The organism is Bradyrhizobium sp. 157 (assembly GCF_023073815.1).
Classification (GTDB): Bacteria; Pseudomonadota; Alphaproteobacteria; order Rhizobiales; family Xanthobacteraceae; genus Bradyrhizobium.
On sequence record NZ_JADPKF010000065.1, the window covers coordinates 1 to 15680 of the forward strand.

General features: G+C 64.0%; 17 protein-coding genes. 5 read left to right on the forward strand and 12 right to left on the reverse strand.

Annotated features, from left to right (window positions below):
* Positions 1 to 125: 125 nt before the first annotated feature.
* Complete coding sequence (locus IVA95_RS13640; protein ID WP_247510954.1) at positions 126 to 554, reverse strand: VOC family protein; 429 nt, start codon at positions 552 to 554, stop codon at positions 126 to 128.
* 106 nt (positions 555 to 660) lie between these two features.
* The gene (locus tag IVA95_RS13645) at positions 661 to 1320 is read right to left on the reverse strand and encodes a TetR/AcrR family transcriptional regulator (RefSeq protein WP_247510955.1); all 660 of its coding nucleotides are present in this window, start codon (positions 1318 to 1320) and stop codon (positions 661 to 663) included.
* Between the two features lie 107 nt (positions 1321 to 1427).
* On the opposite strand from IVA95_RS13645, the gene IVA95_RS13650 reads away from it, so the two are divergent.
* Positions 1428 to 2072: a glutathione binding-like protein gene (locus tag IVA95_RS13650; protein WP_247510956.1), complete on the forward strand. Its 645-nt coding sequence runs from the start codon at positions 1428 to 1430 to the stop codon at positions 2070 to 2072.
* Between the two features lie 141 nt (positions 2073 to 2213).
* Here the strand turns inward: IVA95_RS13650 and IVA95_RS13655 are convergent, their stop codons facing one another.
* The 9 genes from IVA95_RS13655 to IVA95_RS13695 form a co-directional block, all read right to left on the reverse strand.
* Positions 2214 to 2777, reverse strand: a complete 564-nt coding sequence (locus IVA95_RS13655; RefSeq protein WP_247510957.1) for a TetR/AcrR family transcriptional regulator — start codon at positions 2775 to 2777, stop codon at positions 2214 to 2216.
* Between the two features lie 4 nt (positions 2778 to 2781).
* Positions 2782 to 3249, reverse strand: coding sequence for a nuclear transport factor 2 family protein (locus IVA95_RS13660; RefSeq protein WP_247510958.1), 468 nt, complete (start codon positions 3247 to 3249; stop codon positions 2782 to 2784).
* 53 nt (positions 3250 to 3302) lie between these two features.
* Entirely contained in the window at positions 3303 to 3770 is a 468-nt protein-coding gene (ybgC, locus tag IVA95_RS13665; RefSeq protein ID WP_247510959.1) for a tol-pal system-associated acyl-CoA thioesterase, read from the reverse strand.
* A gap of 75 nt (positions 3771 to 3845) precedes the next feature.
* Positions 3846 to 4757, reverse strand: coding sequence for a metallophosphoesterase (locus IVA95_RS13670; protein ID WP_247510960.1), 912 nt, complete (start codon positions 4755 to 4757; stop codon positions 3846 to 3848).
* Between the two features lie 159 nt (positions 4758 to 4916).
* Positions 4917 to 5966 (reverse strand): Holliday junction branch migration DNA helicase RuvB, encoded by a 1050-nt coding sequence (gene ruvB / locus IVA95_RS13675; RefSeq protein ID WP_065752077.1) that lies wholly within the window; start codon positions 5964 to 5966, stop codon positions 4917 to 4919.
* Positions 5963 to 6382: a cytidine deaminase gene (locus IVA95_RS13680; protein WP_065726757.1), complete on the reverse strand. Its 420-nt coding sequence runs from the start codon at positions 6380 to 6382 to the stop codon at positions 5963 to 5965. Before IVA95_RS13680 ends, ruvB begins: the two co-directional genes overlap by 4 nt.
* 41 nt (positions 6383 to 6423) lie before the next feature.
* A complete protein-coding gene (ruvA, locus tag IVA95_RS13685; RefSeq protein ID WP_247510961.1) occupies positions 6424 to 7041 on the reverse strand; it encodes a Holliday junction branch migration protein RuvA in 618 nt (205 codons plus the stop codon).
* A gap of 304 nt (positions 7042 to 7345) precedes the next feature.
* Positions 7346 to 7873, reverse strand: a complete 528-nt coding sequence (gene ruvC / locus IVA95_RS13690) for a crossover junction endodeoxyribonuclease RuvC (RefSeq protein ID WP_247510962.1) — start codon at positions 7871 to 7873, stop codon at positions 7346 to 7348.
* A 214-nt stretch (positions 7874 to 8087) separates the two neighbouring features.
* Positions 8088 to 8834 carry a YebC/PmpR family DNA-binding transcriptional regulator gene (locus IVA95_RS13695; RefSeq protein ID WP_065743088.1) on the reverse strand — a complete coding sequence of 249 codons (747 nt, stop codon included), beginning with the start codon at positions 8832 to 8834 and terminating at the stop codon, positions 8088 to 8090.
* Between the two features lie 200 nt (positions 8835 to 9034).
* Between IVA95_RS13695 and IVA95_RS13700 the strand changes: the two genes are divergently transcribed.
* The 4 genes from IVA95_RS13700 to IVA95_RS13715 all read left to right on the forward strand — a co-directional run bounded on the left by IVA95_RS13700 (position 9035) and on the right by IVA95_RS13715 (position 14842).
* On the forward strand, positions 9035 to 10828 hold the full coding sequence (locus IVA95_RS13700) for a methyl-accepting chemotaxis protein (RefSeq protein WP_247510963.1): 1794 nt from the start codon (positions 9035 to 9037) through the stop codon (positions 10826 to 10828).
* 272 nt (positions 10829 to 11100) lie between these two features.
* Entirely contained in the window at positions 11101 to 11616 is a 516-nt protein-coding gene (locus tag IVA95_RS13705) for a (2Fe-2S)-binding protein (RefSeq protein WP_247510964.1), read from the forward strand.
* The gene (locus tag IVA95_RS13710; protein WP_247510965.1) at positions 11613 to 12629 is read left to right on the forward strand and encodes a xanthine dehydrogenase family protein subunit M; all 1017 of its coding nucleotides are present in this window, start codon (positions 11613 to 11615) and stop codon (positions 12627 to 12629) included. The genes IVA95_RS13705 and IVA95_RS13710 overlap by 4 nt, the downstream gene beginning before the upstream one ends.
* Positions 12630 to 12634: 5 nt before the next feature.
* Positions 12635 to 14842, forward strand: coding sequence for a xanthine dehydrogenase family protein molybdopterin-binding subunit (locus IVA95_RS13715; protein WP_247510966.1), 2208 nt, complete (start codon positions 12635 to 12637; stop codon positions 14840 to 14842).
* Positions 14843 to 14855: 13 nt separating this feature from the next.
* On the opposite strand, the gene IVA95_RS13720 is transcribed toward IVA95_RS13715, so the two are convergent.
* Positions 14856 to 15677: a TIGR00282 family metallophosphoesterase gene (locus IVA95_RS13720; protein ID WP_247510967.1), complete on the reverse strand. Its 822-nt coding sequence runs from the start codon at positions 15675 to 15677 to the stop codon at positions 14856 to 14858.
* Positions 15678 to 15680: the final 3 nt, after the last annotated feature.

Below are 15680 nucleotides of genomic sequence, written 5' to 3' on the forward strand. Positions count from 1 at the left end.
TGCAGATAGTTGCGTTCAATCGTCCGGTCGTAGCTGTTATCGCGCATTGGATCGTCCTCCAGTGGAGCGATCCAATCAGCGAATTAGTGAACATGCACAGCAATGACGGAGAGTGCGGAAGCCCCTCACCCCTTCGCCGGCAGCCTGTGCGCAAAGCTCCAGGAATGGCCGAACGGGTCCATGATGCGAGCATAGCGGTCACCCCAGAACGAATCCCATGGCTCCAGCGTCACGGTGGCGCCGGCGTCACGGGCACGCTTCACCGCCGCATCGCAGTTCTCGACTTCGAGATGCATGGTGACTGAGGTGCCCTTGATCTGATCCGGCGGAAATACCGCGTCGACGCCATGGGAGCCGCGGTGCTCGGGAAAGTCGTCCATGACGAAGATACGCGCGCCGTTGATGCGAATTTCCGAATGCATCAACCGCTTGCCGTCCTCGGCCGGCATCCGCAGGGTTTCGGTGGCGCCGAGCGCCTTCTTGTAGAATTCAAGCGCGGCGTTGGCGTCGCGGACAACGAGATGAGGGGTGACGATCTGGACGGGCTCGGTCATTTCTGGGCTCCTGATTTTGGACACGTCACGAGGACGAATGAGGACGCCGAAAACCGACACGGGCAGCAAAAAGATCTCGTCCTGCTTTCGCCGGAACGACCGAAAGCTATTTCGCCGCCCCGCACATCACGTCGATCGCGCCGTTGACAATTGCCTCCAGTTCCTTACGCGGCACCTGAGCGCGGGCGCGGATGGCGATGGTGTGAATGGTGGCGGAGGCAAGTTGCGCCAGCACGGTCGCGTCGGCGCTCGCCGGTAGCTCGCCCTTCTCTTGGGCGAGCCGGAAACAGGCCGCAAAAGCCTTGTCGAGCTCGGCAAAGCCTTCCAGCACCATCGCGCGGATATCGGGGTCATGCACCGCCTCGGAAGCCGCGGTCATCACCGTGAAGCAGCCGCGCGGGCCGGATTCGCCGGACAGATAGATGTCGAGCGCCACCGCATAGATCCGTTCCAGGCGCTTTCGGATCGGCAGTTCGTTCCTGAAGATGTCCCCCATCGCGGCCCGCGCGTCGTCGCGATAGCGCCGGTAGCTCTTGATGAAGAGTTCGCGCTTGTCGCCGAACGCGCCATAGAGGCTCGGCCGGTTCATGCCGGTGGCGGCGGAGAGATCGTCGAGCGAGGTCGCCGCAAAGCCATCCTTGCGAAACAGATCGAGCGCCTTGCCGAGCGCCACGCCCGGCTCATAGGCGCGCGGGCGGCCCCGCCGCTTGGGCGGGATCGGGGTATCGATCTGGGGGATCGGAGGCTTCTTCCCTTTTTGTACCATTTCGCAAACAATTCCTTGACCGGATCCATATTATGCGGAACAGTATAAAAATCAATCCTGCCCGCTTTGAACGCCGGCCGATTGATCAACCGCCAAGGAGGCAAATCATGGACCTGTATTTCTCGCCGCTCGCCTGCTCGCTGGCGACCCGGATTGCGCTGTACGAAGCCGGCGCTGACGCCAACTATCTCGAGGTCGATCCCAAGACCAAAGTGGTGCAGAAGGACGGCTCGGATTTCCGCGCTGTCAATCCGCTCGGGCTGGTGCCGACGCTGCGTACCGACGACGGGACGGTGCTGACGGAGAACGCGGCGATCCTGCAATATGTCGCCGATCACTTTCCGGGCGCTGGCATCTCGGCCAACTCGGCTGAGGAGCGCAGCCGTCTGCATCAATGGCTGTGCTTCATCGGCACCGAACTGCACAAGGCGCTGTTCGTGCCGCTGCTAGACAAGACGGCGCCGCAGGACGCAAAGACTTATGCGCTGAACAAGAATCTGTCGCGTCTCGACTATCTCGAGAACTACCTGAAGGGCCGCGAATTCCTGCTCGATCACTTCAGCGTCGCGGATGCCTATCTCGTCACCATCATCAACTGGACGATGGCGACGCCGCCGATCGAACTGGCGAAGTGGCCTAACGTGAAGGCCTATCACGAGCGGCTGCGCGCACGCCGCAGCATTGCGAAAGCGGTCGCCGAGGAGTTCGAACTCTACAAGGCCGAACTGGCGCGGCATAAGGCGGCGGCGTAACGAAGACTCGTGTCCCGGACGCGGTGCAGCACCTCTTCGGTGATGCACCGCAGAGCCGGGATCCATTTCGCGGCGTGCAGTGGACCCCGGAATAGCCGCGCACCGCTTACGCGCTGCGCAGCATCCGGGGAACGCAAGTCGTCACTCCGCTGCCAACAAGCGCTTCGTCAGGTCCGTCAACGCCCGTCGAAAGATCGCGGCGTCGTCCCGCGCCCGTGCCAGCACCAGCGCGCCCTGAATGGTAAGTAGCGCGTCTTCGGCGCGCCGCTGCGCTTGGCTGTTCGTCAACCCGGATCGCCGCAACAGCGCGGCGAGCGCTGTCTGCCAGCGCGCGAAATAGCCATCGACCGCTTCGGCAAAACTGTCGCGCGCCGAGCCGAGTGCCACCATGCCGACCAGGCAGACGCGATCGCCCGAGTGGAAATATTGATCGACGCCCGCGATCATCGCAGCGATGGCGCGCGCGGGATCATCGGCGCTGCGCAAGGGCGCGAAGATATGGAGTTCGAACCAGCCGTCGATCTCGGCCAGCACCTCGGCGGCCATCTGCTCCTTGCCGCCGGGGAACAGATGATAGAGGCTGCCCTTGCCGAGCCCGGTGGCCTCCGTGATCAGCGTCAGCGAGGCGCCCTCGTAGCCATGGGCGCGAAACACCTCGCCGAGCGCGCGCAGTACCTCTCCCCGTTCGACGCCTCTTTTCAGCATCCGATCACAGTGGATTTTCGCTCAGTCCCGCGACATCCGCGGGTCGCGGCCCCGGAGCCGGCCAGTGGAAGCGCCGCTCGCTCTCGTCGATCGCGATATCGTTGATGCTGGCCTCGCGCCGCCGCATCAGGCCGTGTTCGTCGAACTCCCACTGCTCGTTGCCGTAGGAGCGATGCCACTGCCCGGAACCGTCGTGCCACTCATACTGAAAGCGCACCGCGATGCGGTTCTGATCGAACGCCCAGAGATCCTTGATCAGCCGATAGTCGTGCTCCTTCGCCCATTTGCGGGTGAGGAATTCGACGATCGCCTCCCGTCCTTCAAAGAATTCCGAGCGGTTACGCCAGCGGCTGTCCTCGGTATAGGCCAGCGACACCCGGACCGGATCGCGCGAATTCCAGGCGTCCTCGGCCATGCGCGCCTTTTGGGCGGCAGTTTCGCGGGTGAACGGCGGCAGCGGTGGACGCGACATGAGGTTTCTCCGGAATGATTGCCGGAGGAGATTGTACCGATCGGTACAGAGAGTCAATCCGAAGATTTACTCGGGGCCAGATCGGCCTTCATCAACAGCCGCAGCGATTTCGGGATCGGCTGCGCCTTGCCCTCGCTGATGAAGGCGACGCGCACCTCGGCCTTGACCAGCACGTCACCGCCGCGCCGCACCTCCTGCGCCAGCATGATCGAGGCGCCCTTCACCGCGACCGGCCATGTCACGACGTCGAGCACGTCGTCCATCCGCGCCGGCCGCAGGAAGTCGAGCTGCATCGAGCGCACCACGAAGGCAAAGCCGGGCGTCTCCTCCTGCGCCTCTTCGAACAGCGCGTGCTGCGAGGCGCCCATCAGCCGCAGATGGTTGGTGCGCCCGCGCTCCATGAAGCGCAGATAATTGGCGTGGTAGACGATGCCGGAGAAATCGGTGTCCTCGTAATAGACACGGACCTGCATGTGATGGCGGCCGTCGCGGATCTCGCCATCGAGATTGGGTAATGCCACTTGCGGTTCCTGATCGCGCTGGAAAGCCCTGCTTTTGCGCAAAATCGGCGCGGCGCGCAAGCGCTGCGAGGAACGCTATGCCACCGCCGGCCTCGTCGCCCCAACCGTTACCAGCACGATCTCCGGCGGCACCCCGAGACGGAACGGCATGATGCTGCAGCCGAGGCCGCCGGAAACGACGACATCGCAATTCATGCGGACGTGGCCGTAGGCGAGCTGCTGTCCGGACGGCGAGATCGGCGACCACCCCAGCATCCGGACCTGGCCGCCATGGGTGTGCCCGGAGAGCTGCAGCGCGACGCGCGAGGGCACGCGGCGCGCGACGTCGGGCTCATGCGCCATCAGAATTACGGGCGCATCGTCGGTGATCTTCGCCAGCGTCGCGCCGAGATCGTCGACGCCGATCCGCTTGAGCGGCCTGAAGCGGCGGGCCGGCACATAGGCGAGTTGGTCACCAAGACCCGCGAGCCAGAACGAATGACCATTCTTGCTGAGCTTCTTCGCATCATTTTCGTACACGGGGATGCCGGCGGCCTCCAGCGCACGGCCCGCGCTCGGCAGTCCCTGCCCTTCGCGTTGCACTTCCTTGTCTTCCCACCAGTCGTGATTGCCGAGCACCGCATGCACGCCGAGCGGCGCCTTCAATCCGGCCAACGCTCCCGCCCATTCGGCATCGGGAATGAAGCGCGTCACCTTGCGATGCCCGGCCACGTAGTCGCCGAGCATGACGACGATGTCAGGCTTGAGCGCATTCGTGCGTTCGACGATCTCACCGATATGATCGAGCGACATCCAGGGATCGCAGGCGTGGAGGTCGGCGATGGCGGCGATTCTGAGCTTGAGACCAGCCGGCCATTGCGGCGGTGAAAGGTTGTACCGCACGACGCGAAGCCGGACGACCGGCGCGCTGAACCCGTAAGCGGTGGTCGAGACGCCCAACGCCCCCAGGCCACCCATGGACTTCAAGAAATGACGGCGTGTTAACATGTGATCCAATCGTGATGCAGCGCTAACATGGTAGCGGATTGAGCCCGAATTGGGGTACGTTTGTGCAGAACGTCAGCAGTCCTCCAGCAGCTTGTCACCAGCAGGCGCGCCGACCATTTTTGCCCTTAGTGCACCGCTGGAAGGATCGGGTTCGAACGCTCAGTCGTCGCTATCGCCGTTGCCAAACAAGCCGAACTGCGCGGGATCGCGGGCGGGCTCGGCAAGCCCGAGGTGGCGGAAGGCGTGCGAGGTGAGCAGCCTCCCGCGCGGGGTGCGCTGCAAATAGCCGCACTGGATAAGATACGGCTCGATGATGTCCTCGATGGCGTCGCGCGGCTCCGATAACGCCGCCGCCATGGTCTCGACGCCGACCGGGCCGCCGCCATAATTCATCGCGATCGTGGTGAGATAGCGGCGGTCCATCGCGTCCAGGCCGGCGGCATCGACTTCCAGCGCGCTCAGCGCGTGGTCAGCGATGGCGCGATCGACCGAGCTGGCGTCGGCCGCGGAAGCAAAATCGCGTACGCGGCGCAACAGGCGCCCGGCGATGCGCGGCGTGCCACGGGCGCGGCGCGCGATTTCGTTGGCGCCGTCAGGCGTCATGCCGATATTGAGCACGCGGGCGCCGCGGCTGACGATCTTCTCCAGCTCTTCTTCGGTGTAGAAGTTAAGCCGGATCGGAATGCCGAAACGGTCGCGCAGCGGATTGGTCAACAGCCCTGCGCGCGTCGTGGCGCCCACGAGCGTAAATTTTGCAAGATCGATCTTGACCGAGCGCGCCGCCGGCCCCTCGCCGATGATGAGGTCGAGCTGAAAATCCTCCATCGCGGGGTAGAGCACTTCCTCGACCGCGGGGCTGAGGCGATGGATTTCGTCGATGAAGAGCACGTCGCGCTCTTCGAGATTGGTCAATAGCGCCGCGAGATCGCCGGCCTTGGCGATGACGGGACCGGAAGTGGCGCGAAAGCCGACGCCGAGTTCACGCGCCACGATCTGCGCCAGCGTGGTCTTGCCGAGGCCGGGAGGACCGACGAACAGCACGTGGTCCAGCGCCTCGCCGCGCTTGCGCGCGGCCTCGATGAAGATCGAGAGATTCTTGCGCGCCTGCGCCTGGCCGACGAACTCGGCCAGTAGTTGCGGGCGCAGCGCGGTGTCGCCGACATCGTCGGAACGGCGCTCGGGGGTAACGATGCGGGAGGGGGTGTTCACCCGTTGCCCCTCCGGTACTTGTTCGGCAAAAGCTCGCCGATGGTGACGACCTTCGGCTCGCGGCCATTGTCGGGAACGATGACCCGCGCCTTTGCATCGTAATCGTGGATCAGCTCGCGACAGATGCCGCAGGGCGATACCACGGCGATACTGCCGGGCTCGTCCGGCTTGGGATGGCGCACGGCGACGATGGTCTCAATGCCGCGATCGCCGGTTTCGGTGATGGCGCGCCCAATGGCGATCGCCTCCGCGCAGACGGCGATCCGGCCGATATAGGCATCGATATTCACGCCAGTGACGATGCGGCCGTCGCGGGTGCGCATCGCAGCGCCGACCTCCTGCCACTTGTTGCGATAACGCGGCCTGATCGCGTCAATCGCGGCGGCAATTAGTTCCTGGTCTTTCTCGCTCAACATGGCAGCAACGCGTTCCTTCGACAGTCAGTGGCGAACATAGTCTATTTCGCCAGTTCCTTCAGGCCCAGCCGGATCAATTGCGCGGTCTCGGCTTTCTCGCCGGCGCTGCGCGAGGCGGCGGCGATCGCGGCAGCCGCCTGCGGCTGGCCGTAACCAAGATTGACCAGCGCGGAAATCGCGTCGGTGACCGGGCGCGGCGCGCGGTCGCTGTCGATGGCGCCGGCTAGATGCACCACGGCAGGATCGACATTAGCGAACGCCGGCGCCTTGTCCTTCAATTCAGAGACGATGCGCTCGGCGACCTTTGGCCCGACACCGGGCGTGCGCGATACTGCGGCCTTGTCGCGCAGCGCGATGGCGTTGGCGAGTTCGGCGGGCGGCAGCGTGGAGAGCACCGCCAGCGCGACTTTGGCGCCGACGCCCTGCACGGTCTGCAGCAGACGAAACCACTCGCGCTCGGTGTCGGTGCGGAAGCCGAACAGCTTTATCTGGTCTTCACGGACATAGGTCTCGATCGACAACACCGCGGCCTCGCCGGGCGACGGCAGCGCCTGCAGCGTCCGCGACGAGCAATGCACCTGATAGCCGACGCCGCCAACGTCGAGGATCACGTAATCCTCACCGTAGGAATCGATCAGACCTTTGAGCTTGCCGATCATTGGGACGTCCCGGCTCCGACGCCAATGTCCCCTTCGACGTCTTCATAAGTCAGGGACGCACCAGCGGACGGGTTCCCTCCCCCCTTGCGGGGGAGGGTTAGGGAGAGGGGTGCCGCTCGTTCGATCGCCTGACGTAAAGCAAGGACACGGCTCGCGTCCTCATCCATTTTCTCTTTGATACGTTGTCCCCGCATTTCTTCGATCGGAGCCCGGGGCTTACCCCTCTCCCCGACCCTCCCCCGCAAGGGGGGAGGGAGCCCGACCAGCGTGCTCTCCTCACTTGGCATTACGCGGCGGCAGTTCATCATGCGCTCGCCACTTTCAGCCGCAGCGCCGCACCCTGACGATGGTGGGCATGGGTAATCGCAATCGCCAGCGCGTCGGCGGCGTCGGCGGATTTGGGCTCGGCCTTCGGCAGCAATATTTTCAGCATCACCGCGATCTGGTTCTTATCGGCGTGGCCGGCGCCGACCACGGTCTTCTTCACTTGATTGGGCGCGTATTCCGCAACCGATATGCCGAACATGGCGGGCGCCAGCATGGCAACGCCGCGGGCCTGGCCGAGCTTCAGCGTCGCGACGCCGTCCTTGTTCACAAAAGTCTGCTCCACCGCGGCTTCCGCCGGCCTGAAATCGCCGAGCACGGCGGCGAGCCCCTCATGGATCGCGAGCAGGCGGCTCGCTATGGGCAGATCGTCCGGCGGCTCCACCGAGCCGCAGCCGATGAACACGAGGCGGTTACCCTCGGTCTCGATCACGCCCCAGCCGGTACGGCGCAGGCCGGGGTCGATGCCGATAATCCGGACGGGATGGCGAATCGGTGGGGATGTCATGGCGTAGTGATAACGCCAGAGCCGGATGAACGAAACATAAAGAGAACGGAAATCCCCGCGAATGCGGTTGGTGCGTGCCCCGGACGCGGCGCACCGCGAAGTGGTGCGCCGCAGAGCCGGGGCCCATCGGTCGGTTAGGTATTTGCTGAGACATGAGTCCCGGCTCTGCAGAGCAGCGCTCACGCGCTGCACTGCGTCCGGGAAACGGAAGCCGCTACCCGCCCATCTTGGCGACCAGCGCGTCGGAGACCTCGAAATTGGCGTAGACGTTCTGCACGTCGTCGTGCTCGTTCAACAGGTCCATTAGCTTCAACAGCTTCTCGCCGGTCTCGTCGTCGACCGCGACCGTGTTTTGCGGCTTCCAGGTCAGCGCTGCCTTGCGGGCTTCGCCGAACTTGGCTTCCAGGGCTTTCGCAACCTCGCGGAAGGTTTCCTGCGAGGCGTAGATCTCGTGGCCGCTTTCGCTTGAGACCACGTCGTCGGCGCCGGCCTCGATCGCGGCTTCCAGCATCGCGTCGTCGGAGGCCTTGCTGGCGTCATATTCGATGATGCCGGTGCGGTCGAACATGAAGGCGACCGAGCCGGTTTCGCCGAGATTGCCACCTGATTTGGTGAAGTAGGAGCGGATGTCGGAGGCGGCGCGGTTGCGGTTGTCGGTCAGCGCCTCGACGATAATGGCGACGCCGCCGGGGCCGTAGCCCTCGTAGCGGATCTCGTCATAACTCTCGCTCTCGCCGCCGATCGCCTTCTTGATGGCGCGCTCGATATTGTCCTTCGGCATGTTCTCCTGGCGCGCCGCGATCACCGCCGCGCGCAGCCGGGGGTTCATGGCGGGGTCCGGGGTTCCCAACTTGGCGGCAACGGTGATTTCGCGCGCCAGCTTGCTGAACAGCTTGGACTTCTGGGCATCCTGCCGGCCCTTGCGGTGCATGATGTTCTTGAATTGGGAATGGCCGGCCATGCGAGGTCTCTTGGATTCGTCCCGGGGATGTAGGGGTGAAGCGCGGCCTTATAGGCCGGCAATCGGCTGAAATCAAAGATTTACGGCCGATTCGCCCACTAAAGTAGGGCGCGCCTACGGGAAAAACAGGCAGTTGTTAACCATGACTTCATGCTCGGATGAGAGGATTTCGCAACCGTCCTCAACTTTTGAGAGACTTCATGGCCTTCGGTTTGTTCAAAAAGCAGGTGGCGGAACCGGCTTTGCCTGCCGTCCAGCCCGAGGTTCAAACGGCGGCTCAAACGGCGGTTCAGCCGGCCGCCGCCGTGGCCGAGGCCGCTTCGGGCGATGGCGAGTCGGCCAAGGCCATTCTCGAACTTCTGGAACTCGAACTCGGCGCGATGATCCGCCAGCTCGAGCGCGCGGCCAATTCGGTCGCCGGCGGCGCCGAAGCGACCGCTGCGACGCTCTCCACCATTCGCCAGCGCACCGACGCCCTGACGAGCCGCACCAGCGCTGCACAGGCCACCGCGACGACATTTTCATACGCCGCCGACAAGTTCACCCAATCTGCCCAAGGGATCGGCTCCCAGGTGCGCGACGCCGGCAAGCTCGCCGACCAGGCCAGTGAGGCCGCCCGCGAAGCCAGCGTCAATGTCGACCGCCTGAGGGAATCGTCGGCCGCGATCGGTAACGTCGTCAACCTGATCGCGCAGATCGCGCGGCAGACCACGCTCTTGGCGCTCAATTCCACCATCGAGGCCGCACGCGCCGGCGAGGCCGGGCGCGGTTTTGCCGTCGTCGCCACGGAAGTGAAGGCGCTCGCGGTCCAGACCCAGAACGCGACAGAGGAAATCACCAAGAAGATCGAGGCGCTGCAGCGGGATGCTGCGGGCTCGGTCGACGCCGTGCATCGCATCACCCAGGCGATCGAGGCGATCCGCCCGGTGTTCGAGAACGTCAACGGCGCGGTCGCCGAGCAGAACGCAACCACCGGCGAGATGGCCGACAATGCGGCCTCCGCTTCGAGCTTCATCGCTTCCGTCGGCGCCAGCGCCGCCGAAATCGACAGCGCGACCAAGGAGGCCGAGGTCCATGGCGAAAGCGTCGCCAAGGCCGGACGGGCCGTCACCGCGTTTGCGCAGAAGCTCAAGGCGCGTTGCGCGGTGCTGTTGCGGCAAGGAGAAAAGGAAGGCGAGCGCACGGGGCGCCGCGAACAGCAAAAGCTGCCCTGCAGCCTCAAGATCGAAATCCAGACGCCGCGCGGCGTGATTTCGGCACCGGTCTATGAGATTTCGATCGACGGCATCCTGGTCAGCGGCCCAGACGCCGAAAGGCTCGCGCAGGGCCAGAGTTTTGAGGCGACGCTGCAGGACATCGGCGCCTGCCGCATTCGCATCGGCGAGCGCTCGAAGGCCGGCACGCAGGCCCGATTCGAGCGGACGAATGCCGCGCTGACCGAGAAGATCGAAGACAAGCTGTGGTCGATCCAGGACGACAACACCGAGGCGGTCACCCGGGCGATGGAAGCCGGCGCGGCGCTGAAGAAGATTTTCGAGAACGGAATCGATAGCGGCGCCATATCGATGGAAGAGATGTTCGATACCAATTATGTCGAGATAGCCGGCACCAACCCGGTGCAATATCGCACCAAGATCCTGGATTGGGCCGATCGAGCGTTGCCGGCGTTCCAGGAAGCGTTCCTCGCCAAGGATCCGCGGATGGCGTTCTGCGCCATGATCGACACCAACGGCTATTTGCCGGTCCATAACAAAATCTATTCGCACCCGCAGCGGCCGGGAGACGTCACCTGGAACACTGCCAACAGCCGCAACCGCCGCATCTTCAATGATCCGGCCGGACTTGCCGCAGGGCGCAACCAGCGCGCCTATCTGATCCAGAGCTATGCCCGCGACATGGGCAACGGCAAAATGGTGATGATGCGCGAGATCGACGTGCCGATCCGCGTCAAAGGCCGCCACTGGGGCGGCTTCCGCACGGCCTACCGGCTGTAACCACAGCCGCCCTGATCGGCGCACATCGCATCAAATTGCGCGCGTCTTTTCGCGTGATTGCGCGGATGGCTGCCCGAAAGTCGTGCCGTGGAGCGGGTGCGCCTATCCCGCTTTCGCCCTGAACCTTCCTTGTTCGAACTCGTTATAGGCAGGCTTGGAACCGCGGCTGACGGGCTCCCTCAGCGCGCCAAATCAAGCAGGCTGGATCATCCCCGCGCAGCATCCTCGCGCACCAGCCAAAGGCAGGCGGAGATCAGCAGGCGGAGGTCAAAATGGCCCGATCTGGCACAGCAAAGCGTGCGGCGCGGACGGTCACCGTGCCGGACAAAATTCCGATCAGGCTGACCGTCAACGGCAACCGTATGGAACTGACGGTCGCCCCGTGGACGACGTTACTCGACGCGCTACGCGATCATCTCGACCTGACGGGCACCAAGAAGGGCTGCGACCACGGACAATGCGGCGCGTGCACCGTTCTGGTCGACGGGCGGCGGATCAACTCCTGCCTGACGCTGGCGGTGATGCAACAAGGCGCCGAAATCATCACCATCGAGGGCCTTGCGCGCGACGGTGAGCTGCATCCGCTGCAGCAGGCCTTCATCGATCACGATGCATTTCAGTGCGGCTACTGCACGTCGGGCCAGATCTGCTCCGCCACCGGGCTGATCGCCGAGGGCAAGGCAAAAACGGCCGACGAGATTCGCGAACTCATGAGCGGCAATATCTGCCGTTGCGGCGCCTATCCGAACATCGTGGCGGCGATCCAGCAGGCGATGGAGCGATCATGACCCCCTTCCAATATGCGCGCGCCAACGACGTCGCCGATGCCATCAAGCAGATCGCGACGGACCCTTCGGCAAAATTCATCGCGGGCGGCACCAATCTGATCGACCTGATCAAATATGACGTCGAGGGGCCGAGCCGGCTGATCGATATTTCGCACCTGCCGCTCAGGAGCGTTGAGCCAACGTCCGCCGGCGGCGTTCTGATCGGCGCGATGGTGCCGAACACCGACCTCGCCTACCATCCGATGATCGAAGAGCGCTATCCACTGCTCTCGCGCGCGATACTATCAGGCGCGTCGCAGCAATTGCGCAACATGGCCTCGACCGGCGGCAACCTTTTGCAGCGGACGCGCTGCTTCTATTTCTACGACACAGCGACGCCGTGCAACAAACGCGAGCCAGGCAGCGGCTGCTCGGCGATCGATGGCGTCAACCGCATCAATGCAATCCTCGGCACGAGCGAAGCCTGCATCGCGACGCATCCGTCCGACATGTGCGTAGCGCTCGCAGCGCTTGAAGCTATCGTGCATGTCGTAGGCCCGGCCGGACCGCGCACCATCGCATTTGCGGATTTCCATCGCCTGCCCGGCAACACGCCGCAGCGCGATACCAATCTGGAGCCCGACGAGATCATCACGGCGATCGAACTGCCGCCGAAGGGCTTTAGCGCGAACTATTCCTATCTGAAGATCCGCGATCGCCTCTCCTATGCGTTCGCCCTGGTATCGGTGGCGGCGGCGCTCGAACTCGACGGCGACACGATCAAGGAGGCGCGCCTGGCGCTTGGCGGCGTTGCGCACAAACCGTGGCGCAATTCGGCGGCCGAAGCGGCTTTGCTCGGACAACGCGCCGACGCGGCTGCATTCACGAAGGCCGCGGATTGGCTGCTGCACGGCGCTAGGGGCTACGGGCACAACGATTTCAAGATTGGCTTGGCACGACGCGCCATCGTGCGGACACTCAGTCAGGCCGCGCGAGGCACGCCGCAATCGGTCTCCGACAAGAAAATACGGTGAACGCCATGGCAAGCTATATCGGAACCGCGACATCCCGCGTCGACGGCAAGGCCAAGGTTACCGGCGAAGCCAGATATGCCGGCGATTTCAACGTCCCCGGCCTGGTCCATGGCTATGTCATCGAGTCGACGATACCGAAGGGGCGGATCGTGCGCATCGACACCAGCGGGGCATTGGGCGTTGATGGCGTGATCGACGTGCTCACGCATCAGAACCGGCCTCCAATGGCCGACAAGGATGACGCCTACAAGGACGAAGTCGCGCCGGAGGAAGGCTCGCCCTATCGCCCGCTCTACGACGAAAAGGTTCATTTCACCGGACAACCGCTGGCGCTTGTGCTGGCGGAGGATTGGGAAGCGGCGCGCGTCGCCGCCTCGCAGGTCAGGATCGAATTCCAGAAGGAGCCGCACGTCACCGATCTGCACGCGGAGCGCGCCCGCGCCTTTGCGATCAACAGTCCGGAGAGGTCGCGCGGTGATGCCGGAAAGGCGTTTGCGTCCGCCGCTGTGCGCCATGCGGCAGAATATTTCATTCCGACCGAGCACCACAATCCAATGGAATTGTTTGCCTCGACCGCGATTTGGGAAGACGGTCGGCTCACCGTCTACGACAAGACGCAAGGCGTGCAGAACGTGCAAAAGTATCTTTGCGGCGTGTTCAAGATGAAGCCGGACGAAGTGCGCGTGATGTCGCCCTATATGGGCGGCGGCTTCGGCGCGGGCCTGCGCCCGCAATATCAGGTCGTACTGGCGGTGCTGGGAGCGCAGGCACTCAAACGCCCGGTTCGTGTCATGCTGACGAGAGCACAGATGTATGCACTCGGCTACCGGCCGGCGAGCATCGAACGGCTTGCACTTGGCGCCAACAGTGAGGGCACGCTGGAATCAATGCAACATGAAGCCATCGCCGTGACCTCGCGGTTCGAGGAATTCGCGCGCAACGACACCGGCTGGGGCAATCTGCTTTACAAGAGTCCGAATGCAGAATTCGAGCACAGACTGGTGAAGCTTGATCTGCCGACCTCCTGTGACATGCGGGCGCCGGGCGCTGCGACTGGTGTCTATGCGCTGGAGTGCGCGATGGACGAACTCGCCATCGCCCTCAAGACCGATCCGGTGCAACTGCGGCTGCAATGCTATTCCGATCGCCATCAGGGCGAGGACCTTCCCTATACCAGCAAGCAATTGCGTGAGTGCTACCGGCAGGGTGCCGAGGCGTTCGGCTGGAACAAGCGCAACGCGGAGCCGCGCTCGATGCGGGACGGCAACGAACTCGTCGGCTGGGGCATGGCGTCCGGCGTATGGGAAGCTTTGCAGATGCCCGCCACGGTCCGTATCGTGCTGACGGCGAACGGCCATGCGGAAGTGGCGACCGCAGCCTCCGATATCGGCACAGGCACCTACACGATCATGGCGCAGGTCGCGGCCGACACGCTCGGCCTGCCGATCGATAATATCACCGTCAAGCTCGGCGATTCCACGCTGCCGCAATGTCCGCTGGAAGGCGGATCGTGGATCGCGGCCTCAGTGTGCAACGCGATTGCCAATACCGCCCGCGCGGTTCGCGGCGACTTGGTGAAGCTTGCGGTCCGGACGAAGGATTCGCCGCTGGCAGGCGCCGGCGTGGACGACGTCGCGCTGATCGATGGCAAGATCGTCAGCAAGCGGGATGCGACCCGTGCGGTCTCGATTGCCAGTGCGATGCAGTCCGGCAAGGCCGAGCGCATCACGCGCGAGGAAACCAACAAGGTGGACGAAGACAAGTCTCACGCACGCAATGTCCATTCCGCGAGCTTCGCGGAGGTCAAGATCGACGAAGAACTGGGCGTTGTCCGCGTAACCCGCGTGGTCAATGCCGTCGCCGCCGGCCGCATCCTCAACCCGAAGACCGCCCACAGCCAGGTCATGGGTGGCGTGGTCTGGGGGATCGGCATGGCGCTGCACGAGGAAACGCTGTTCGACCATCGTTTCGGACGCGTCATGAACGCCAATATCGCCGAATACCATGTGCCCGTGAATGCCGACGTGCACGACATCAAGGTGATCTTCGTCGACGAGCCGGACCAGATCGTCAACCCGCTCGGCATCAAGGGCCTCGGCGAAATCGGTATCGTCGGCGTGGCGGCGGCGATCGCCAACGCGGTTTATCATGCGACGGGAAAGCGCGTGCGCGACCTGCCGATCACGCTCGACAAGGTGGTCCAGTTCAATTGAATCCCGCGCGGGCTCACGCCCAAAACGCCGGCACGGCCGGCTCAAGCCTGCCGCCGGCCCGCACCGGCGCAACACGCAGCGCGAGGCCGGTTAAATCATCGGTCTCGACCGCGACACCGCTGAGTGTCGCCACCCCTGCGGCCGGTTCGAAACGGGCCGACGGGATACCCGTCGTGAATCGCCGCAGCGGCTCTTCCTTCTGCATGCCGATGATAGAATCATAGTCGCCGGTCATGCCGGCGTCTGTCATGTAGGCGGTGCCGCCGGCGAGGATCTGATGATCGGCAGTCGGCACATGGGTGTGCGTGCCGACGACGAGGCTGGCGCGGCCGTCGCAGAAATAGCCGATGCCTTGTTTCTCGCTCGTCGCCTCGCCATGGAAATCGACCACGATCGCATCCGCCGCCTCGCGCAGCGGACAGGCTTCGAGCTCCTGATTAAGCACCGCGAAGGGATCGTCGAACGGCGTCATGAAGACGCGGCCGATCGCGTTGATAACGAGCGCGCGCTTGCCGTTCTTGGTATCGACCAGTGCCGCGCCCCGGCCCGGCGTACCCTTTGGGTAGTTCGCAGGCCGGATCAGTTTCGGCGCGCGCTCGATGAACACCAGCGCCTCGCGCTGATCCCAGGCGTGATTGCCGAGCGTGATGGCATCCGCTCCGGCGTCGAGCAGTTCCTGATAGATCACCTCGGTGATGCCGAACCCCCCGGCGGAATTCTCGCCATTGACGACGACGAGGTCGAGCGCCCAGTCCCTGATCATGCCGGGCAGATGTTCCGCGACTGCGGCGCGCCCTGCTCGGCCGACCACGTCACCAACGAAGAGAATACGCAAAGT